The sequence below is a fragment of the Cohnella cholangitidis genome (assembly GCF_014107495.1).
GTDB classification, from domain to species: domain Bacteria; phylum Bacillota; class Bacilli; order Paenibacillales; family Paenibacillaceae; genus Cohnella; species Cohnella cholangitidis.
The window spans coordinates 808,941-829,793 of sequence record NZ_CP041969.1 but is presented as its reverse complement, the minus strand read 5'-3'; the positions used below and the strand labels follow the sequence as shown (position 1 = coordinate 829,793).

General features: G+C 53.4%; 17 protein-coding genes, 1 pseudogene and 1 other annotated feature. Of the genes and pseudogenes, 14 read left to right on the top strand and 4 right to left on the bottom strand.

Annotated elements, in window-relative coordinates; translation table 11 throughout:
• Window positions 1-46 precede the first annotated feature (46 nt).
• The 7 genes from FPL14_RS04155 (at window position 47) to FPL14_RS04125 (ending at window position 6,504) form a co-directional block, all read left to right on the top strand.
• Window positions 47-235 carry a hypothetical protein gene (locus FPL14_RS04155; protein WP_182301830.1) on the top strand — a complete coding sequence of 63 codons (189 nt, stop codon included), beginning with the start codon at window positions 47-49 and terminating at the stop codon, window positions 233-235.
• Between the two features lie 37 nt (window positions 236-272).
• Entirely contained in the window at window positions 273-926 is a 654-nt protein-coding gene (locus tag FPL14_RS04150) for a serine/threonine protein kinase (protein ID WP_182301829.1), read from the top strand.
• 320 nt (window positions 927-1,246) lie between these two features.
• A complete protein-coding gene (locus FPL14_RS04145) occupies window positions 1,247-1,927 on the top strand; it encodes a vWA domain-containing protein (RefSeq protein WP_229263935.1) in 681 nt (226 codons plus the stop codon).
• A 45-nt stretch (window positions 1,928-1,972) separates the two neighbouring features.
• The gene (locus tag FPL14_RS04140) at window positions 1,973-2,731 is read left to right on the top strand and encodes a hypothetical protein (RefSeq protein WP_182301828.1); all 759 of its coding nucleotides are present in this window, start codon (window positions 1,973-1,975) and stop codon (window positions 2,729-2,731) included.
• A gap of 45 nt (window positions 2,732-2,776) precedes the next feature.
• On the top strand, window positions 2,777-4,570 hold the full coding sequence (locus FPL14_RS04135) for a serine/threonine-protein kinase (protein ID WP_182301827.1): 1,794 nt from the start codon (window positions 2,777-2,779) through the stop codon (window positions 4,568-4,570).
• 15 nt (window positions 4,571-4,585) lie between these two features.
• A complete protein-coding gene (locus tag FPL14_RS04130) occupies window positions 4,586-4,771 on the top strand; it encodes a hypothetical protein (protein WP_182301826.1) in 186 nt (61 codons plus the stop codon).
• Window positions 4,753-6,504 carry a hypothetical protein gene (locus FPL14_RS04125; protein WP_182301825.1) on the top strand — a complete coding sequence of 584 codons (1,752 nt, stop codon included), beginning with the start codon at window positions 4,753-4,755 and terminating at the stop codon, window positions 6,502-6,504. The genes FPL14_RS04130 and FPL14_RS04125 overlap by 19 nt, the downstream gene beginning before the upstream one ends.
• Before the next feature lie 65 nt (window positions 6,505-6,569).
• On the opposite strand, the gene FPL14_RS04120 is transcribed toward FPL14_RS04125, so the two are convergent.
• Window positions 6,570-8,804: an MMPL family transporter gene (locus tag FPL14_RS04120; protein ID WP_182301824.1), complete on the bottom strand. Its 2,235-nt coding sequence runs from the start codon at window positions 8,802-8,804 to the stop codon at window positions 6,570-6,572.
• 144 nt (window positions 8,805-8,948) lie between these two features.
• On the opposite strand from FPL14_RS04120, the gene FPL14_RS04115 reads away from it, so the two are divergent.
• Both FPL14_RS04115 and leuS read left to right on the top strand, forming a co-directional pair.
• Window positions 8,949-9,578 (top strand): TetR/AcrR family transcriptional regulator, encoded by a 630-nt coding sequence (locus tag FPL14_RS04115; RefSeq protein ID WP_182301823.1) that lies wholly within the window; start codon window positions 8,949-8,951, stop codon window positions 9,576-9,578.
• Window positions 9,579-9,625: 47 nt separating this feature from the next.
• Window positions 9,626-9,868: a binding site (T-box leader), on the top strand.
• Between the two features lie 63 nt (window positions 9,869-9,931).
• A complete protein-coding gene (leuS, locus tag FPL14_RS04110) occupies window positions 9,932-12,367 on the top strand; it encodes a leucine--tRNA ligase (RefSeq protein WP_182301822.1) in 2,436 nt (811 codons plus the stop codon).
• A gap of 156 nt (window positions 12,368-12,523) precedes the next feature.
• Here the strand turns inward: leuS and comER are convergent, their stop codons facing one another.
• Entirely contained in the window at window positions 12,524-13,357 is an 834-nt protein-coding gene (comER, locus tag FPL14_RS04105) for a late competence protein ComER (protein ID WP_182301821.1), read from the bottom strand.
• A gap of 258 nt (window positions 13,358-13,615) precedes the next feature.
• On the opposite strand from comER, the gene FPL14_RS04100 reads away from it, so the two are divergent.
• The 5 genes and pseudogenes from FPL14_RS04100 (at window position 13,616) to FPL14_RS04080 (ending at window position 18,681) form a co-directional block, all read left to right on the top strand.
• Window positions 13,616-14,020, top strand: a complete 405-nt coding sequence (locus FPL14_RS04100) for a ComEA family DNA-binding protein (RefSeq protein WP_220471211.1) — start codon at window positions 13,616-13,618, stop codon at window positions 14,018-14,020.
• Window positions 14,021-14,104: 84 nt separating this feature from the next.
• On the top strand, window positions 14,105-15,397 hold the full coding sequence (locus tag FPL14_RS04095; RefSeq protein ID WP_182301820.1) for a homocysteine synthase: 1,293 nt from the start codon (window positions 14,105-14,107) through the stop codon (window positions 15,395-15,397).
• 32 nt (window positions 15,398-15,429) lie between these two features.
• The gene (locus tag FPL14_RS04090) at window positions 15,430-15,948 is read left to right on the top strand and encodes a deoxycytidylate deaminase (RefSeq protein ID WP_182301819.1); all 519 of its coding nucleotides are present in this window, start codon (window positions 15,430-15,432) and stop codon (window positions 15,946-15,948) included.
• A gap of 100 nt (window positions 15,949-16,048) precedes the next feature.
• Window positions 16,049-17,496, top strand: a pseudogene (locus FPL14_RS04085) (ComEC/Rec2 family competence protein); the annotation flags it as partial.
• Between the two features lie 30 nt (window positions 17,497-17,526).
• Complete coding sequence (locus FPL14_RS04080; protein WP_407644661.1) at window positions 17,527-18,681, top strand: ComEC/Rec2 family competence protein; 1,155 nt, start codon at window positions 17,527-17,529, stop codon at window positions 18,679-18,681.
• A 26-nt stretch (window positions 18,682-18,707) separates the two neighbouring features.
• Here the strand turns inward: FPL14_RS04080 and FPL14_RS04075 are convergent, their stop codons facing one another.
• On the bottom strand, window positions 18,708-20,174 hold the full coding sequence (locus FPL14_RS04075; RefSeq protein ID WP_182301816.1) for a hypothetical protein: 1,467 nt from the start codon (window positions 20,172-20,174) through the stop codon (window positions 18,708-18,710).
• On the bottom strand, window positions 20,171-20,704 hold the full coding sequence (locus FPL14_RS04070) for an RNA polymerase sigma factor (RefSeq protein ID WP_182301815.1): 534 nt from the start codon (window positions 20,702-20,704) through the stop codon (window positions 20,171-20,173). Before FPL14_RS04070 ends, FPL14_RS04075 begins: the two co-directional genes overlap by 4 nt.
• Window positions 20,705-20,853: the final 149 nt, after the last annotated feature.

Genomic DNA, 20,853 nt, shown 5'->3' with positions numbered 1-20,853 from the left:
TGAAGATTCACGCACTCCATACCAACAATTAGGAGAGTAGAACGAGATGGACTACAGAGCCAGCATGGAACGGAACGAAATCGTTAGCGATCTGAACGCGATCAGTCGGGATTTGGAGCAAGTCGCCGAGGAGCTCAGACGGATCAAGGGTGTCGGAGCGGAATATTGCGCCGAGCAGTTGATCCAAATCTCGCAGAAGTACAACAAGGTCAGACAAAATCTCTATCGGCTATAACCGCTTCCGAAGATTAACATAAGGTCAGGTGATCGGATTGCTGCGTAGCGGAGATTTGCTAGGAAACAGATACAAAGTAGAATCGGTCATCGCCAAAGGCGGAATGGGCTCCGTTTATCTTGTCAAAGACTCGAAGCTTAACGACAAGGTATGGGCGGTCAAGGAAATTACACAAGTGCAGAGCCACGAAGCTTTCCTTGAGGAGGCGCGAATTCTGGCCGATCTGACCCATCCCTATATCCCGAAGATTACCGATTATTTCGAGCCCGACGCGAATGGCTATTGTTACTTGGTCATGGAATATATCAACGGCGTCACTTTGCAGCAGCGATTCGACGATGCCGACCGGGCGCTGTCGCTGGATACCGTGCTCAAGTACATGAAGCAGATATGCGAAATCTTGCTGTATCTTCACCGTCAGCCGACGCCGATCGTATTCCGGGACTTGAAGCCGGGGAACATCATGATCGACGAATACGACAACATAAGGCTGATCGACTTCGGTATCGCGCGCGGCTACGATCAAGGCAAGGCGACGGATACGGTTCAGATGGGGACGATCGCGTTCGCGGCGCCCGAGCAATTCGAGAATAAGCAAACCGATCCAAGAACGGACATTTACGCGCTCGGTTCTGTCATGCACTACTTGCTGAGCGGGGCAAATACGTCTATCAAGCACGCGAGTCGTTAGACAGCCTATTCGCACACGTCCCGGACAAGTTGGTGAGAATCATGGACAAGCTGCTGCAGACCGAACCAAAGCTCAGATATCAGGATTTGAGCGAGGTGATAGCGGATTTCAAGCACATCCAGTCCGAAGCTCCAGCGCCTCTTCCTCCAAACGAGGACAAGCCTGAGATGAGTACCGTCATGCTAAGCGCCGCCGATTACCATGAGCCCGCGGAGAGAGAGCAGCGGAGCCGGACGCCGGAACGGCAGGCGGCATACAGGGCGCAAGCGACGCAAAGCCATCCGGCGCTCATTATTTACTTGCTGGACGTTAGCGGCTCGATGACGCTCGCGAACGGAGATAAACGGCGCATCGACGTCGTCACCGATGCCTTGCATGTCACATTGCGACAAATGGTATACCGCTCGACCAAGGGAAGCCGAATCTCATCCCGTTATAGAGTGGCCATGCTGGCTTACAGCGACGAGGTCTACGATCTGCTTGGCGGAGTTAAGAAAATCGACGAACTGATGAACGACGGCGGAATGCCTATATTGAATACGCATCGCTTCACGGATACGGCCAAAGCTTTCCGACACGCGGAGACGATCCTGCGCGCGGAGCTTCCTTCGTTGCAGGACGGACCGGCGCCGCTGATCTGCCATATGACGGATGGCGTGTACACCGGAGACGATCCGGAGCCGATCGCGCGCAGAATCATGGATCTATCGGTGAAAGACGGTAACGTACTGGTCGAAAATATTTTCATTTCCGGTGACGTTCTGGAGCAAGAGGTTGTTGATCCGAAACGCTGGCAAGGCGTCACGCCGAATACGCCCTTCCTCGACGAATACGGGTACAAATTGCGGGCGATGTCCTCCGTCATGCCGGATAGCTACCGCGAGATGATGAGAGATGCCAATTATAACCTGGCCCAAGGCTCGCTGCTTATGTTTCCCGGGACGAATCCTGATCTGGTGTCGCTTGGTTTTCAGATGTCGGCAGCGACGCCGATCTTCTAAGCGATGAATCGGCGCATTCAACTCCCCCAACTAAGCGAAACAGGCTTGCAGCAAGTAACACAGTCTTCTTGGACTTACCGATACGGCTACTCCCGTTCTGCGGAGTCGGTAGCTTCGGGTGATCCGGGTCAGGACTATTTATGCTTCGTACAGTCCGATTCCAGCTTTATTTTCGCGCTTTGCGACGGGATCAGCATGTCTTACTTCGGCGATATCGCGGCTAAGTTTCTGGGCGATCGGTTAATCGAATGGTTAAGTCGGTTGGAAGATGGACGCAACGGGGAATCGGAGCTGGGGCAATCGTTGGGGCTTTACTTAAAGGAAATCACGGCGCAAGCGACCCGGACCTTGGAGCGGCATCGGATGCCACCCCGGATTCAAGGTTTGTTGCGGGACATCATTCTCGATAAGAAAGCGAAAGGCAGCGCGTCGATGTACGGCTGCGGCCGAATCGATCTGCCCGGCAAGGCGTTTCCCTTAGGGCGTATCGTGCTTGCTTGGCAAGGCGATATACGTCTTCGGGTGTGGAAGGACGGGAAGGAGCAAACGTCGATGTTAGGCAATCGATTCGATACCCGACATCAGTGGAATAGCGTCTTGGGTCCCGTGGGCGAAAAGCCGCACCTAATCTGCGAAGATCTCCGAAGCTGGAAGGAAGGCGCGGTGCTGCTGTATTCCGATGGTCTTCAGGCGATCGACGCATGGGATCGGTTTCCTCAGGAGAAGCTGGCGGAGGTAATGAAGCAGGAAGCCGGCCATCCTTCCAGCGACGATCTATCGTTATTACATATTTTGTGGGATTAACGCGTAGCGGAAATTATGCTTTCATCGTGAAGGAGAAGAGATGAGATGAGTTTTCAACCGGAAGTCCGTGCCCGATTGTCCATTAACGGCAAGCCCTATACGATCGGGGAGCATCCTCACGCTGCCGGCGTGCCTTACGGCCAGGAAGGCAGGCAAGGTATCGTATATCTGCTGAACGCCGAAGAGAGCGGCGGTCCGAAAGCGATGAAGGTGTTCAGAAGCAAATTCATCAACCCTTCTCTCGTCTTTCATACGGATACGGTCGCGAAATACAAAGGAGTTGCCGGCCTGTCGGCGTGCGAACGATCCATTCTTACGCCGCAAAATCACGCGGACCTGCTGAACAGGGAGCCCGATCTGCTGTACGCGGTCGTCATGCCTTGGATCGAGGGACCGACTTGGATGGACGTGCTGCTGGCCAAGCAGCGCCTGAGCAAGAAGCAAAGCTTCGCCGCCGCCTTCGCCTTGGCGCACGTGCTCATGGACATGGAGCAGCGTGGGCTGGCGCATTGCGATCTATCCGCTACGAACGTCATGCTGCCGATGCTCAGCACGGCGAAGAAAGTCGTCAAGCCCGTCGAATTCGTCCAACTCATCGATTTGGAACAAATGTTTTCCACCCATCTGGAGAAGCCGGAGCATATTCCCGCGGGCTCGCCGGGATACGCCATACGGAACAAAACCCAATCGCTGATGTGGAGCGGGCAGAGCGATCGCTTCGCGGGTGCTATACTGCTCGCGGAAATGCTCGCTTCCTGCTCCGACGCCTTCGTACGAAGCGTCTGGGGCGAAAGCTATTTCGACCCGGAAGAGCTGCAAACCGGCTGCGATCGGTTTGACGAGTTGGTCGAGATGATTCGAACGATCTGGGGAGAAGCGTTGGCCGCGCTATTCGTCAGAGCTTGGGAAAGCGAGCATCTGAGCCAATGTCCGCCTTTCGGGGAATGGCTGATGGCGCTATCCAAGATCGAAGGGACCGTCGGCGCCGAAGTGGCGGCGACTGCCGCGCCTGTTGCCGTTCCTTCGACTTCGCTATCGGATCACACGGAGACGTTATCCGGTCCAGCGCCGAGAGCGGCCTCTCCTAGACCTCCTGCTCCGGCAGTCGCGTCCGCGCCGAGGACGGCGGCTTCGGCGGACTCGATCTCGCAATCGGACGGCGGCGGATTTAACGCGAATCTGCTCCAGAAGGCCAAAAATCTGGAGCAGAAGAAGAACTACAAGCAAGCGCTGGAAGTGTATCGTTCCATCCAAACGTTAAACGCGCATTCAAGTTTGGCTAAGGAAGTAGAGATCGCGATCCAGCATATCGAGGAGATTCTGTCGCGCAACAAGAAGAAGCGGGATCGCGCCGAGACTTCCCGCAAGATCAAACGCGTATTTCTTACTCTTGCCTTCATTGTCCTGCTTGGTTTGGTCGGATTTCTAAGCAAAGCCTATCTGGATAAGCAAGCGGTCGGCTCGGTGGAGAGCTTGACGGAGGACCTCAAGGAGAAAGACAAGGAAATCGCCCAGCTAACGAAACAATTGAAGGCGCTGGATCTATCCGCTAAGAAGCAGGAAATGCTTAAGACGCTGGAGGAAGATTACAGCGAGCTGCAGCGAATCGCCAACGCGGACCCGGCGCTGAACGACAAGCTTGACGTTAAGACGTTCGCCGCTGCCCAGCTGTACTTAAACCATATGAACGAGTATTTGATGAAAGTGTTCGAATTCGACCAACCCTTCGTTGATCGGACCAAAATCGTGGAAGGATACTACTTTCCATACGTCTACAATCAAAGCCGAGATCCGAAGCGGAACGTCTCGTTTCATAAAGAGTACATGCACCGATTTTAAGAGGGGGATACGCGCATGATTTACGGAGCGTCCTTGGGGCCTTTCGTCAAGAAGGCATTAACCGACAAAGGCTTTCAAACGAACATTAACAAAATCATAGAGACGTTGCCTCTAGATCCGAAGGTTTCCAATATGGACGCTGTAGTACTCGGCCCGAAGGATATGTACGGGCCCCCGGCAAAATGCTGCAAGCCGCATTGAACGGCAAGCATGCTTCCGTGGGTATCTTGTATTTCTATCAGAAGGAAAAGGATGCCGACCTTATCTACGGAGACATCTCCAAGATCAAGATCGGGAAGATCACGCCGGAAGAAATCCAGCAGGAAGTCGAGCGAACGATCGGAGATATCGGCCGGGACAACCGGATCATCGAATCGGGCGACAATAAGGCGCATGAGATAGCCCGGGTTAAGCTGACAACGCCTATTCCTAAGCCGATCTCGCCCGTTATCGAGGCGGAGCAGGAGGTTGCGGCTACCGTCTTGCCGGAAGTCGAGCCTCCGAAGACGCTAGAACAGCGGATCAGGGAGATGGGCGAATTCGCGAACTTCGGCTTCTTCAAAGAAGCTCTGCGCAAAGACGTCGTGCTTGCCGAGCTGATGGACCAGAACACCGAATATGCCGGTCTTGTGAATATGTTGGAGGCTTACGATCGAGAGATCGCGAGCATCTTTCAGGAGGCAAATCTTCCGGCCGAGCAACGCTTCGAGATGATTAAGGCGATCGGGATCGATCGCTCGACGTTCAGCGGGATGCAGAACAGCATCGTCGCGGACAAGCTTGCGGCCATCATGGAAGCGATCGTATCTTCCGCCGAAGCGACCGTCGAGAGACGGATTGAATCACTCAGGGAAGCGCTCGGCGTCGTAACGTCGGCGGAATTGTTATATGACGATCATGGAAAGCTTGAGGCGTTGATCGATGCCAGAATGCGCGTGCAGGTCGACCTGATGGAGTTGTCCAAGGAAATCATCGAAGTGTACATGGCGATGGACAAGACGGTGACGGAGCAACTGGACGGCATGGGCGCGGAGTACGCGTCCGACAATGTCTATATTAACGAGATCATGCAACCGCTCAAGCCGTTATTTCTTCCTCGGAATATCGCCGCCGTCACGAACAAATTGATCGGCGATTTACATAAGAAGAGAGTCGTGCTATCCATTGTCGAAGAGAAGATCAAAAAGTTGGTCGATCTGGTCTTCAAGCTATGCGAGGAAGACGCGACGATAATCGATTACCAGCAGAAGCTGATCCGATTGCTCATGGCGCAGAGAGTCGAAAATGTCGTCGTCGTGGATCATGTGATCAAGTATTGCTTGCGGATATTCGTCGGCCCCGCTGATACGGGGCGTACGGCAACCGCCCTAACGTGGTCGGGAATCGTATCGCGAAGAAAGAATACGCTTCTATTGGATCTAACCGGGAATTCGAAGCTTAGTCAGTATGGTGTCGAGCCGGTGGAGCTGAACCTATTTTTGAAAGATCGGCTGGAGAGGCAGTTCATTTGCGTGGAAGGCAATTTGGAGGAAGAGGGCAATAGAGTCGAAGAAGTCGTGGCGGAGTTGAAAACCCGGCTTCATTATTACGCGCACGTTCATATCCTACTGGATGCCGGTCAGACCGAGCTGCTCAATCGGCTCGCTAAATCTGCCTTATCCGTACATTTTCTTACCGATTGCACGCCTAGAGGCAACAGGCTCTTGAAGACAACGGTAGAGCATTTCCGCGCGGAGAACGTAGCTAGCAAAGCGATCCTCATTGATCCTCCGCTTGATCCGCACAGAATGCTTGCCGATCTATCGCTAGACCCTCTGATGACGAAAGCGATCATTTTACCCAGGATGCAATATATTAGGGCATGCTCCTTGAATCAGTCCAAGCCCTACGAAAGCTGGGAAGTCGCGGAGACGTTCGAGGAAGCTTTCAGATAGATCGTAACTTATAAGTGCCATAAAGAAAGGCTGCCCCGTTAGAAGTCAGGGCAGCCTTTTCGTGTTTATGAATGATTTGCCGAAGGCGCTTGCTCTTGCTCATGCACCTGCTCGTACTTGCCGGGCCAGAAGGACCAACGGCCGAGCAACATCGTAATCGCGGGGACGAGGAACGGACGAACGACGAAGGTGTCCAGCAATACGCCGATCGCGGTAATGATCCCGAATTGGACGAGTACCTGAATCGGAAGCGTCGCGAGAACGGCGAAAGTCCCGGCAAGAATGAGTCCGGCGGACGTGATGACGGAGCCCGTCTCTCCAACGCCTTCTCTTATCGCTTGCTTAAGCGGCATCTGTTTTCTCTTCTGCCAGATGCTCGAGATCATGAAGATGTTATAGTCCTCGCCGAGCGCGACCAGGAAGACGAATGAATAGAGCGGAATCGATCCTTGAATGGCGTCCGCTCCCATGACGTAGTGAACGATCAGCCAGCCCAGGCCCAAAGCCGAGAAATAAGAGAGAATAACGGTCAACACGAGATACACGGTAGCCACGATCGAACGCAAATACACGAGCAGTAATAGGGTAATGAGTCCGATGACGATCGGGATGATCAGGATCGTGTCCCGTTCTCCCGTGACCTTGTTATCGTACTGCTCGGCAGTCTGACCGCTGATCCATACGCGATCTTCCGGATCGGATACGCCTGCTTGAGCCAACGCTTGTTCCGCCGCCGCTCTTATGTCCGGTATATGATCCATCGCTTCCATAGAATACGGATTCAAATTGAATTGAACGTCATAGGCGACGATTTGCGCGTTAGACTTACCGGTTTGCGGATGCGCGACTTCATCGATGTAAGGAAGGGAGCCGAGCGTTTGGTCAAGCGACACCTGTTTGCCTTGCGTATCGATAATGACTTTCGCCGGTGCGAGTTCTCCCGGGGAGAATTGCTCCCCGATCGTCGCGAAGCCTTCGCGGGATTCCATGTCTTCCGGGAAGGAAGAGAGGATGTCGTACGTAGACTTGATTTGCGTCGAGAAGCTCGCGAGGCCGCCGAGTAATACGACACAGATGACGACAACTAGCCAAGGCTTGCTGACGACGGTTTTGCCCACCCAATTGCGAGGTTGTTTAGGCTCAGCCGCCGGAATGGTTTTACCTTTGCGCATTGCGCGCTCTTGCTGCATTTCCGGCGTTCTCGGCACGAACGGGAAGAAGGAAGCGCGGCCGATAATCGCGAGCATCGCAGGAACAAGCGTTAAGCTGGCGATGCCCATGATCAGGATGGCGATGCTGAACGGAGCCGCGAACCGATGATAAGCGCCGTATTCGGCGAATAGCAATGCGAGCAACGATAGAACGACGGTCAAGCCGCTCATCGCAATCGCTCCGGAAGATCCGGTTATTGCGCCTAACAAGGCTTTGCCTTTATCCCTCTCCGTTTTGAGCAATTGGCGGAAACGAGAGATCAGGAACAAGCAGTAATCCGTGCCCGCGCCGAACAATAATACGGTCATGATGGAAATGGCTTGGCCGTCGACGACGATCCAGCCTTCGCGCGCCATCCAGCCAAGAATCGGACTGATGACTCCGTATGCGAATCCGACGGCTACCAAAGGAAGCAAAGCTAGTATCGGCGAACGGTAAATGAGCAGCAGAAGGACGAGCACGAGCAGGACGGTCCCGATCATTAAGGAAACGTCGGCGTTCTTGAATAGTCCCGTCGCATCGATCTGAATGCCTACGGGGCCGGTTACCCTGGCGCTTAGTTGGTCCGCGGAATCATTGTCCGCGGCGAACGGATCGGCGCCAATTATCTTTGTCGCTTTTTCCTTTAATTGATCGACGCCCTCTTTCAACTGATCCACTTCGATTTGTTTGCCGAAGAAGACGGGAGCGACGAACGTACTGCCGTCCTCGGACAATTCCCCTTTGATCGCCGGAAGCGGCAATTGGTGGAGAGGAGGCACGGAAGTCTGATGAGGCACCGGTTCGGCCGTTAATTTCTCCGCGAGTTTCTGGACGTTCTGCAGGTCGGAATCCGTTATTCCGCCTTGCCTATGCCAGACAATAAGGGCTGGTATGTCGGCTCCGCTTGGAAATTCGCGCTCGGCGACGGCATCGGCTTGAACGGAAGGTTTAGAAGCGCTTAAATTAGGGTCGTTGTTGATCTCTTCCTCGTTAACGGACGGCAGCAATGCGCTTAGAAGTCCCGCTGCCAGTATCCAGACGAGCAAAGTGATCCACCTGCCTTTTCTTCCGGCTACCCATTTTCCTAATCCACGTTTCTCGTGCATCGTATCTAAATCCTCCTTCATGAAATCGACGATGAAAGCGTCAGCTATTTGGGATATAATCTAAATTATGAATTGCAATTTAATTATATATACCGGAAGGTTAATTATGCAATGGCGATTTATTGAACAAAGGAGGGGACCGACATGACGACTCCCCGTACCAAGCGTTCTCCGGGCAGGCCGAAGAACGACATGGACCAACCCTCGATGCGCGACAAAGTGCTGAGTACCGCTTCCCGCCTCTTCATGGAACTAGGCTATGAGCCCGTTTCACTGAATATGATCGCGCAACGAGCCGGTGTGACCAAGGCGTCGGTTTATTACTATTTTACGAATAAAGCCGATCTCTTCACCACTTCCGTCACGGAAATGATGAAGAGGATTTGTACGTATACGCTTCGGATTATTCAAGCCCATTCGGATATCCGAACGAGGCTGCAGCAGATCGCGCTTACCAAGATGTCCGGAACGCATTTGGAATTCGAGAGCCTGATGCGGGAAGCGATACCTTTCTTGTCGCAAGAGCAACGGGAAGATATTCGCAAGGCGGAGCATCAGATTCACGAGGTATTGGCCGACACTTTCCGGGAAGCTATGGAAGAAGGACATATCGCGGAGGGGAATCCGATGCTGCTGTCGCATGCTTTCACTGCTCTATTAATGATCGGCAACCGGGAAACGATCGGAGACAAAGCTTATTCCGTAGCCGAATTATCCGATTCCATCGTGGAATTGTTCTGGAAGGGGATCTCTCCTAGGCAAGCGGAAGAGTAGCCGGCTTACTTGACACCGATCGAGTGAATTGGCTATAATCATGGCATACTTTGGCTGCGATAAGGAGCAGTACTCGTTAGACGTTACTCAGAGAGCCGGCGGATGGTGCAAGCCGGTTAACGCGAACGACGAACTCGCCTTGGAGCCTCCGAGCTGAACGAACGCGCGGATAACATGCGTTCGACAAGCTAGGCGTTTCCTCTCGTTACGAGGCACGAGTGGGCGGCAATCCAAGCAGGATGTCCGTCAACTAGGGTGGTACCACGGGAATTGATGCTCTCGTCCCTAGCGATAACGCTAGAGGCGGGAGCTTTTTTGTTTCGCCCGAAATGAAAATAAGGGAGTTAATTCACATGTCACAAGAACACGGGCAAGGCTATCAACCATTAAAAATCGAGCCGAAATGGCAGCGCTACTGGGACGAGAACAAAACGTTCCGTACGACGGAGGAAGCGGGCAAGCCGAAGTTTTACGCGCTGGATATGTTCCCGTACCCGTCCGGAGCCGGATTGCACGTCGGTCACCCGGAAGGGTACACGGCAACGGATATCGTTAGCCGCTTCAAGCGGATGAAAGGTTTTAACGTTCTTCACCCGATGGGGTGGGACGCGTTCGGGTTGCCTGCGGAGCAATACGCGTTGCAGACAGGGCGTCATCCTCGCGAAATTACGGTCGAGAACATCGATAATTTCCGCCGTCAAATTAAATCTCTCGGTTTCTCGTACGATTGGGACCGCGAATTCAGTACGACGGATCCGGATTATTACAAATGGACGCAATGGATTTTCATCCAATTGTATAAGAAGGGACTTGCTTATGTAGCGGAAGTACCCGTGAACTGGTGTCCGGCTCTCGGCACGGTGCTTGCCAACGAGGAAGTCATCGACGGTTTGAGCGAGCGTGGAGGCCATCCGGTCATTCGCAAGCCGATGCGCCAATGGATGCTGAAGATTACCGAGTACGCGGAGAGATTGCTCGAAGACCTGGAAGAGTTGGATTGGTCGGAAAGTATCAAAGATATGCAACGCAACTGGATCGGCAAATCGGCCGGAGCGGAAGTCAAATTCGCCATCGACGGCCACGACGCCGAGCTGACCGTATTTACGACGCGTCCCGATACGCTGTTCGGTGCGACTTATTGCGTCTTGGCCCCCGAGCATGAGCTGGTCGGCGCAATCGCTTCGGCCGAACAGAAAGCGGCAGTCGAAGCTTACGTCGAGCAAGCTGCCCGGAAAAGCGATCTGGAGCGCACGGACCTGGCCAAAGATAAGAGCGGAGTGTTCACGGGCGCTTACGCGATCAACCCGGTTAACGGCGGTAAAGTTCCGATCTGGATCGCGGATTACGTGCTCGGCGGATACGGTACGGGTGCGATTATGGCCGTTCCGGGGCACGACGAACGGGACTGGGAGTTCGCGAAGAAATTCGGCTTGCCGATATTGGAGGTCGTATCCGGCGGAGACGTCGATGCGGCGGCTTATACCGGCGATGGAAAACTCGTCAACTCCGATTTCTTGAACGGCTTGTCCACTGCGGAAGCGATCGCCGCGATGATCGCGCGTCTGGAGCAGGACGGCAAAGGGAAAGGCAAAGTCACTTACCGTCTGCGCGACTGGCTGTTCAGCCGTCAACGTTATTGGGGCGAGCCGATCCCGGTGCTTCACTACGAGGATGGTACGATGGATACGATTCCGGAAGAGGAGCTCCCGTTGCTGTTGCCGGAGGTTGACGCGATTCAACCGTCGGGTACCGGCGAATCTCCACTGGCCAACGTGACGGATTGGGTGAACGTAGTCGATTCCCGCAATGGCCGCAAGGCTCGCCGCGAGACGAACACAATGCCGCAATGGGCGGGAAGCTGCTGGTATTACTTGCGCTTCATCGATCCGAAGAACGAGAATGAAATTTGTTCCCCGGAGAAGCAACGCGAGTGGCTTCCGGTAGATTTGTACATCGGCGGCGCGGAGCACGCGGTTCTTCACTTGCTCTACGCTCGTTTCTGGCACAAGGTGCTGTACGATATCGGGGTCGTGAATACGAAAGAACCTTTCCACAAGCTTGTTAACCAAGGCATGATCCTTGGAATGAACAACGAGAAAATGTCCAAGTCCCGCGGCAACGTCATCAATCCCGACGATATCGTGAACGAGTTCGGGGCGGATACGCTTCGCATGTACGAGATGTTCATGGGGCCGCTTGAGGCGACGAAGCCGTGGAACACGAACGGGGTAGAAGGCGTCTACCGGTTCTTGGCCCGCGTGTGGAGACTGTTCGTCGACGATAACGGCAACTTGAACGGCAAGATCCAAGAGGTTGCAGGTGATGACGGTTTCCGTCGGACATGGCATAAGAGCTTGAAGAAGGTTGGCGAGGATTACGAGGCATTGCGCTTCAACACCGCGATCAGCCAGATGATGATCTTCGTGAACGAAGCCTACAAAACGGAAACGTTGCCTAAGGAAGCTATGGCTCATTTCGTTCAAATGTTATCCCCGATCGCTCCGCATATCGCGGAAGAGCTGTGGGAGAAGCTTGGCTATACGGGCTCTGTCTCTTATGTTGCTTGGCCCCAATACGATGTATCGCTTACGGTGGATTCCGAAGTCGAAATCGTCGTGCAAGTGAGCGGCAAAATCGCCGATCGTCTGAATATTCCGGCCGACCTGGACGAAGCGGGCATGCAGGCGCTCGCGCTCGAGTCGGAGAAGGTGAAGGAGCTTATCGCCGGCAAGACGGTACGCAAGGTCATCGCCGTCAAAGGCAAGCTTGTCAACATTGTCGCCAACTAATCGCATATCGCTGCAGCGTGAAGAACACGCCGCTTGTCTCCGATACCGGAGAGGGCGGCGTTTTTTTTATTCCCATTTTCATCATCAAAGGAGGCATACCCAAAAAGGCGGACGAAGCCGCCTCTCATTTGACTAAAATACTCACCGAATATCCGCTCAAGTCCGCTCCCGAGCTGAGAGCGAATAGTCGACGCGGTCCAAGTCTTCGGCGAACTTCTCGTGGGTTGTGCGCAGAACCTGGAGGAAGGCGCCGCGAGTCGTTTTGCGCAGCACTTCCAGCGCCGCGGCGGTAATTCCGCCAGGGACGGAAACTTTGGCTTGCAGCTCGATCGGCGAGCAAGATTGTTCAAGCATGAGGCGCGCGGTTCCTAACATCATCTCGCATGCGAGCTCGGTCGCCGTCTCCCGCTCCATTCCGGTAGAGATGACCGCCGCGTCGATGAATTGTTCCAGCAGACATGCCAGGAAAGCCGGACCGCAGCTGGAGATGTCCGAAGCGACTCGCACTTCTTCCTCCGAGATCAAGATGGGCTCACTGATCGCGGAAAATAAATTCCATAGCGCGGCTTGGTCCTCGGCCGTTAATCGCGAGCCCCAGATGAATAAGGATGCTCCGCTGCCGACGGCGTTTACGACGCTAGGTATGATTTTGGCTACTTTGCAAGGAATGATTTCTTCTAATGATAAGATTTTAACCGGACTCGTTATCGAGATCACGATTTGCTCGGAAGTCAGAACTGGAGAAATTTCGTCCAGCACCGTTCGAAAATCCAGCGGCTTAACGCACAAAAATAAATAATCGGCACCTAGCGCCGCTTCTTGATTAGTAGTCACCGTCTGCAATCCCGGGTACTGATCCGCCAGATCGAACAATTTGTTAACGGTGCGGGAACTGACAACGATGTCGTCCGGCCGCATTGCGCCGGCGCGTACGAACGCTCCCACTAGTAAGCTTCCCATACTCCCTGCACCGATGAAGCCGATCTTCATCCTTTGTCCCTCCTACGACGAACTATTTACATCTCATTGTATGAATCAGCGCTTGGCCGAGATGATACTTTTTCATTGAAAACATGAAAGCAATTAAATAAATCGGAGGATCGATCCATGAAAAAAGCCAAAGCCGGCAATCGGAATAAAATAGTCGCAACGTGCTTGATGCTTGCGGCAGTTTCTTTTCTCTCGTTTGCATTCATGTTCAATTCCGGTTCGTCGTAGATCGCGGAGTGGACGCCGGCTAACGAACCGTTGCAAACGGCTATACAAGCTTTGACGGACCATGCGGCAGCTCCATCAACCGAATCAGCTCCAAGCGCAAGCCGACTGCCATCGAAAGAAGCCGTGCCCGACGCCCGCTCCGATCAAGCCGAGCCATCCCCGGGTTCTCGCCAAACGACGGAACCCGCCGCATCATCCGGGGCGTCGCCCGCCCCGGCCGAGTCCTCTTCGCGACTCCTCGATCTTAACCTAGCGACGCAAGACCAACTGGAAACGTTGCCAGGCATCGGTCCATCTAAAGCGAAGGCGATCCTATCTTACCGCGATCAGCATAACGGATTCCGCAGCGTTGATCAGTTGCTAGAGGTGAAAGGGATCGGTCCTAAAGTATTCGAGAGGATCTCCGTGCTCGTTCAAGCGGCCGCGAGGCAATAAAAACCAAAGCTAGCTTTAACATTCGCCGTAAATATGAGAAAATGGTAGAGTGTTTTATTTATATCCATCTTGGGAGGTTATTGAATGAGTCAACAATCATCGTATTCACTGGAAACGCTTGCTGTACACGGTGGGCAACAAATAGACCCGACGACGATGTCCCGCGCCGTGCCGATCTACCAGACGACTTCCTATGGTTTTCGCGATACAGACCACGCTGCCAACTTATTTGCTCTGAAGGAATTCGGCAATATCTATACTCGTATTATGAACCCGACATCCGACGTGTTCGAACAGCGCGTTGCGGCGTTAGAGGGAGGCGCGGCGGCGTTGGCGGTTGCGTCCGGCCAATCGGCGATTACATACTCCATCTTGAATATTGCGGGAGCGGGAGACGAGATCGTCTCCGCGGCGAGCCTCTACGGAGGCACATACAATTTGTTCGCCATTACGCTTCCTAAGCTGGGAATCACGGTCAAATTCGTGGATCCGTCCAATCCCGAGAACTTCCGCGCGGCGATCACGCCGAAGACGAAAGCGATTTTCGCGGAAACGATCGGCAATCCAAGAGGAGACATCCTGGATATTTCCGCGGTGGCCGATATCGCTCACGACAACGGAATTCCGTTGATCGTCGACAGCACGTTCGCTACGCCGTTCCTCTGCCGCCCGCTTGAACACGGAGCGGATATCGTACTTCACTCGGCGACGAAATTCATCGGAGGACACGGAACTTCGATCGGCGGAATCGTCGTCGACGGCGGTAAGTTCGATTGGAAAGCAAGCGGGAAGTTCCCGGGCTTAACCGAACCGGATCCAAGCTATCATGGCGTTGTTTATGCGGATGCCGTTGGACCGGTCGCTTATATTATTAAGATGCGCGTTCAACTCCTTCGCGACATGGGCGCCGCTCTTGCGCCGTTTAACTCCTTCATGTTCCTTCAAGGCTTGGAAACTCTCCATCTCCGGATGGAACGGCATAGCAGCAATACGCTCGCCGTCGCTAAGTTCTTGGAGTCGCATCCCGCAGTTGAGTGGGTCAACTACGCCGGGTTGGAAAGCCACCCATCCTACAAACTAGGCCAACGCTACTTGCCTAACGGACAGGGTGCCATTCTGACTTTCGGCATTAAAGGCGGAGTGGAAGCGGGCAAAAAAGTGATCAACGCGGTTAAACTCTTCTCGCATCTGGCCAACGTCGGAGACTCGAAATCGCTAATCATTCATCCCGCGAGCACAACGCATCAGCAGCTTACCGAAGAGGGACAGCTTGCCGCGGGCGTTCAGCCGGGAATGATTCGCCTATCGGTCGGCACGGAAGGAATCAAAGATATTCTTCACGATTTGGATCAAGCATTGGCGGCAAGCCAGAAATAAATCAGCAAGTTAGCAAGTGGAGGTTATGAAGCATGACAGCCCTTCGTAAAGACTGGGATACGTATTTCATGGATATTGCCTTTATGGCGTCGACTCGTTCCCGCTGTCCGAGACGTCATGTCGGAACCGTGCTCGTGCAAGGGAAGAAGCTATTGGGAACCGCTTATAACGGCGCTCCGATGGGCGTTCAGGATTGCTCCGAGGCGGGCTGCATGATCGTCGAAGAATACGAGGCCGCACCCGCGGGATCATCAAGCGGGGAGATGATCAAGAAGCAGCGCTGCATCCGAACTATTCACGCGGAGCAGAATCTTCTTCTGTTCACGGATCGTGTCGATCGCGAAGGCTCGATCGTGTACGTTACGGATCAGCCTTGCTGGACTTGCGCGAATATGCTGGCAAATAGCGGGATCGTGGAAATCGTCTATTTCCGCCCGTATTTGAAAGATCACGGAAAGGTTGCCGCGCTGATGCAGCAACGAGGCGTACTGTTCAGGCAAATCGCGAATTACGTTCCCCCGGCGGATACCGAAGTGCAAGATGGATCTTAGCAAGGAAAACCAATTAAAGATTACGGAAGAGGAAGCACCTCTTCGCCGAGCTCGCTCGGCGAAGGGGTGCTTTTGTCGTTAGACGGCATGGAGGTGAAAGATGAACGGGAGACCTTTAGTCTCGGTAGCTTGTTGTTGGATCGTGGGCGTCTCGATCGGATCGTTATTTCAGGGACATGCCGTTATCGTTGCGTTGTTCGGCTTGCTCTCTTTATTGTTGAGTCTAGCATTCATGGGAACAATTAATGCGAGATCGACGATTATCTGCGGATTGGCTTTAGTATTGGCATACGGGGAACGATTCTGGGTGGAACAACGCAATCTATCCGATATCGAGGTTTCTGCCGTAACGATAGATGCGGAAATTAGAGTCGAAGGTCTTATAGCCTCAACAGTCGAAGTAGACGGGGATCTGGCATCATTCCGATTGCGCGGCAGCGCGATAATCTTCCCGGGAGCTTCCCAAGGGCAGGATATCTCGGAAACGGTAATGATCAGAATCAAACTCGCCAAAGAAGACGACCAACGGATCGTTTCCGGTTGGCGAAGAGGAGAGAGAATCCGGATAGCGGGCGTATTGCAGTTGCCGGGCGAAGCGGGCAACTTCGGAGCTTTCGACTATCGCGATTACTTAACGAAGCAAGGCATTCACTGGCAGCTTGCCGTCAGGGGCTTGAACGCCGTTGCTTTCACCGGGGAGTCCGTCTCTTGGCGTGACTATCCGTTGAGAGTATTGGACGATATACGCAACAAAATCGGCGCATTGATGGATAGGTTGTACGGCGATGCGGATAAAGGATATATGAAAGGATTAGTCGTCGGAATACGTTCGGAACTGAATCCGGAACAGTACGATCATTTTGCGCGGCTCGGCTTGACGCACGTGTTGGCCATTTCGGGATTGCATGTCGGCGTAATCGTATATTTGTTGCTGCAAATCGGTGCTTGGGCGAGGATGACGAGAGAAAGAGCATTAAGCATGACCATTGCGATGATGCCCCTGTATATGCTCCTTACGGGAGCTCCCCATCGGCCGTTCGCGCATGCTTAATGGCCATGCTCGCGCTTTGGCTAGCTCGCCGGCATGCTTTGAAGGACGGGCTTCATCTATTGCTCGCGGCCGCGATGGCCATGCTCCTGTGGAATCCGTTGCTAATCGAAGATGTCAGCTTTCAGCTCTCCTTTCTCGTGACGGCCGGATTAATTCTCTTCGTTCCCTCGATTACGGAGTCGCTTCCGATTCGCTGGAAGTGGTTAAGGGGGGCGGCAGCCGTAACGTTAACCGCCCAGCTCGTCTCGTTTCCGGTTACGATCTACTACTTTCACGCCGTTCATTTGCTATCGTTGCCGGCTAATTTCCTGCTTGTTCCGTTTATTAGCTTCATCGTTATGCCGCTTGGAATGGCTTCGATCGTATTGGGCGCGATATGGCTGCCGATGGGAATCATCCCGGCCAGGATGGCTTCGATAGGCAATCAATGGACTTTCGACCTCATCGATTGGCTTGATTCTTTTGTCGGATTAAGAACGGTATGGCCGCAGCCTTCCTTAACATGGGTTGCGGCGGCGTATGTGTTTATGGGCTTAGGCATCGTCGGATTAAAAAGAAGATTGGTCCGCCGAGAGGAGCAAGCGTGGTGGGAGAGACAAGAAGCCGAGGCCATGGCCCGATCAGACGATATAACCGCAACTGTAGCTTGCAGGACAACGGAAACGACGGTTCGCCCGCGTATCGGTATCAGGATCGTAACCCGCATTGTTTTCACGTTTGCCGTCGGATGTTGGTTCGTATGGGGATATGAGCCGGCTTGGATGAATCATAGCGCGTCGGTGTCTTTCCTCAACGTCGGCCAAGGCGATAGCATCTTGATCCGGACCGGCGGCGGCAAGAACATTCTCATCGATTCAGGCGGGACGGTTCAGTTCCGCAAAGCGGGCGAACAATGGAAAACTCGCCGAGACCCCTATGAAGTCGGCCGCAAGCTGATCGTTCCTTTGCTTCTGAAGCGCGGGGTAAGAGAGCTCGACGCACTGGTACTGACGCATTTCGATGCCGACCATATCGGAGGCGCGCAAGCGGTTCTTGACAATATTCCCGTTCGAACGTTGCTGTTCAACGGGACGGTGAAGGATTCGCCAGGCGTGTTGAAGTTGCTCCAAACGGCAACGGCCGGCAATATTCCGGCTTACGCCGTTCACGCGCTGATGGATTGGATTGTCGACGAATCAACGGCGATCAGAGTTCTCTATCCCATGACTCCGGCAGTTGGAAGCGACGCAAACCAAATTTCGATAGAGAACGATCAGAACGAGAGCAGCGTTGTTCTATACGTAACGATATTCGGCCGGACATTTTTGTTTCCCGGAGACTTGGAGGAAAGCGGGGAGGAGGAAATCGTCGTTAGGGAGGCAAGCGATACCCTTAATGACGTCAAGCCGGGAGCGGTTCATCGGATCGACGTCCTCAAAGCAGAACATCACGGCAGCAAAACTTCAACTACACCGCTATGGACAACCTACTGGTTACCCCGGGAGACGGTTATTTCCGTAGGGGCTAACAATTTCTACGGTCATCCGAACGGCGACGTGCTGGATCGCCTTGCGGAAGCAGGCAGTCTCGTATGGAGAACGGATTTGAACGGAGAGATTCAATACCGGATTAAGCCTGAAGGAACTATGGAACGAAGAACGTTGCGGACCGGGAATGGAACAAGGCCGCCTGGCAAGCCGTAACTGCGGCAAGAGGCGACCATGTCGGGTCATTCGGCTGGAGCGTAGCGAATGTTCGATACGACCGCCAGCAGCAGCGGCCGGATTTGCTCGGTTTGTTCGGTTTTCGTGCGAATCGAGATCCGAACCGAATAGTTCGGCGCTAATTGGACCGAAAAATGGTCATAGCGGATAGACTGGTCATCCCCCCAGAACTCCGATCCGATGTATTCGGAGTAGCGGCTTAGATCTTTCTCTTTACGCAAATAAGGAGTAGATGCCTGGTCCGAATTTAGGATGGATAGGGTCGCCTTCCCGTCTTTGGTTGCATATTCGTATCCGTCCTCGAACTTGACCGTCTTCATGGATTCGGGAATATACAAGCCGAAGTCGTCGTAGGGATCCTTGAACCACTGAGCGTCGATTGCCGTTCCGTCAACCTGAAGCGAAATCGTGTCGTTCCCTTCGTATATGCCGCCGACGATGAGCTGGTCTTGATCCGTTTCGGTTTCGGAATCTTCTACGAGTACAAGCGTGTCCTCGCCCTTCTTATGCTGATAGCTTAAGCTGCGGTTAGGGAAGAGCGCTTTAAAGACGCGTTTCTCCTTGTCGAAAGTAACGGAGTTAGGGTGTTCGGCTTTAAGCGCGATATTCAAATCGGCGATTTGGAATTGGCCGTTTATTTTTTTGATAATTTCGACTTGGCTTATCGTTGAAGTTTCCTGTACGATCGCTTCCATCGTTCCGTCTTCGTCGATATCCATTTCCGCAACGTGCGAGTTGAGCCTAAAGTCGCTAATCGGGACGCCTGGAGCGGTTTCTTCGAAGTGAATCCAATTGTTCGTCACGCAATTGGCTCCGCATACGCCATAGATCCGAATTTGAAATTGGCCGAACAAGTTGCTTCCCGTAACTTCAACGTCGTTCAGATATTGTATCTCGCCCGCGGGACCTAGCTCGTAAATATCGGAAGCGGGGGCGGAACCCGGACCGGCGGCGTGAATTTCCATACCCGAGTATAGTTGGGTATCCTCTTCGTTTTTCAAGTAAACAATGAAATTTCCTAAATCTCCGAGCTCGATGACCCGCTTGACGATGACGGAAGACTTCGCTATTCGAGTCGCTTCAATTCGGTTGACCTCGACCGGATAATCGCCCAACGTATCTTCAACATTCCGATAAGCAAGCTGAACCTGCTCCTCGGGAGTAGAGACCGGCGTCTCCGCGGGCGGGATGCTCTCGGTCGGCGACGGTGTCGGAGGCGTGCTTTCGATGTTGGGCGTATCGGTTCCGGCGGGCGATGGAGCCCGGTCATTCGTTAGATCGGGCATGAACAGCAGGAGGGCGATGACACAGACCGCAAAGGCGGCAACCGCGGTCCATAGACCGTGTTTTTTGCGCGCGGGCCGTCGCTCGCGAATTCGTCGATTCACTTCCTGCTTCATTTGCTCGGTGAACGCATTGTTCCCCAATCCGCCTTTTGCGTCGCCGTACCAGTCCGGCTTGTTTTCGTTCATTTTCCCCACCCCTTTAACTCGTTTTCTACTTCCTTGCGCGCTCGATGGAGCCTGGACTTAACGGTCCCTTCGGGCAGGCGGAGCAACGCGGCCATTTCTTGAACGCTTAAATCGTGCTCCAAATCGAGAACAAGCACCTCGCGCAGCTTGTTAGACAGCTTCATAATGATCGCCCACAGCTCCGAGGCGGATTGCCGTCCGATATAAGCCGACTCGGCCGAAGGCGTCGATTGGCGCGGCTTGACGGTTCCGAAGAGAAGAATTCTGCGAAAATAGCTGGAAGATAAGTAATTCAGCGATAGATTTCTAGTGATAGCGAGCAACCACGTCTTAATGGAGGATTGGCCTCTGAACGTATGGATGCTGTAATGCGCTTTAATGAACACCTCTTGCGCGATATCTTTTGCCTGCTCCCTGTCTTTGGTTAGCGCGTAGGCGTATTTCCACACGTCGTCCCCGTATTGATCCATCAGCCGCCTAAGCTCCGATCCGTCGACGGAGTCGACATGCTTTAAATATTCCGAGCCCATAGGTTCACCTCCAACCTATTAGACAGTGTATAATGGGATTCGGTTCCGTAAATTCCACATAAAACATTATGCCTTTTGAAACATTTTTGCTAGACTTAAATTAGTTATTATTAATTACCGAAAATTCCCTCGGGGGGATTGCAACCTTT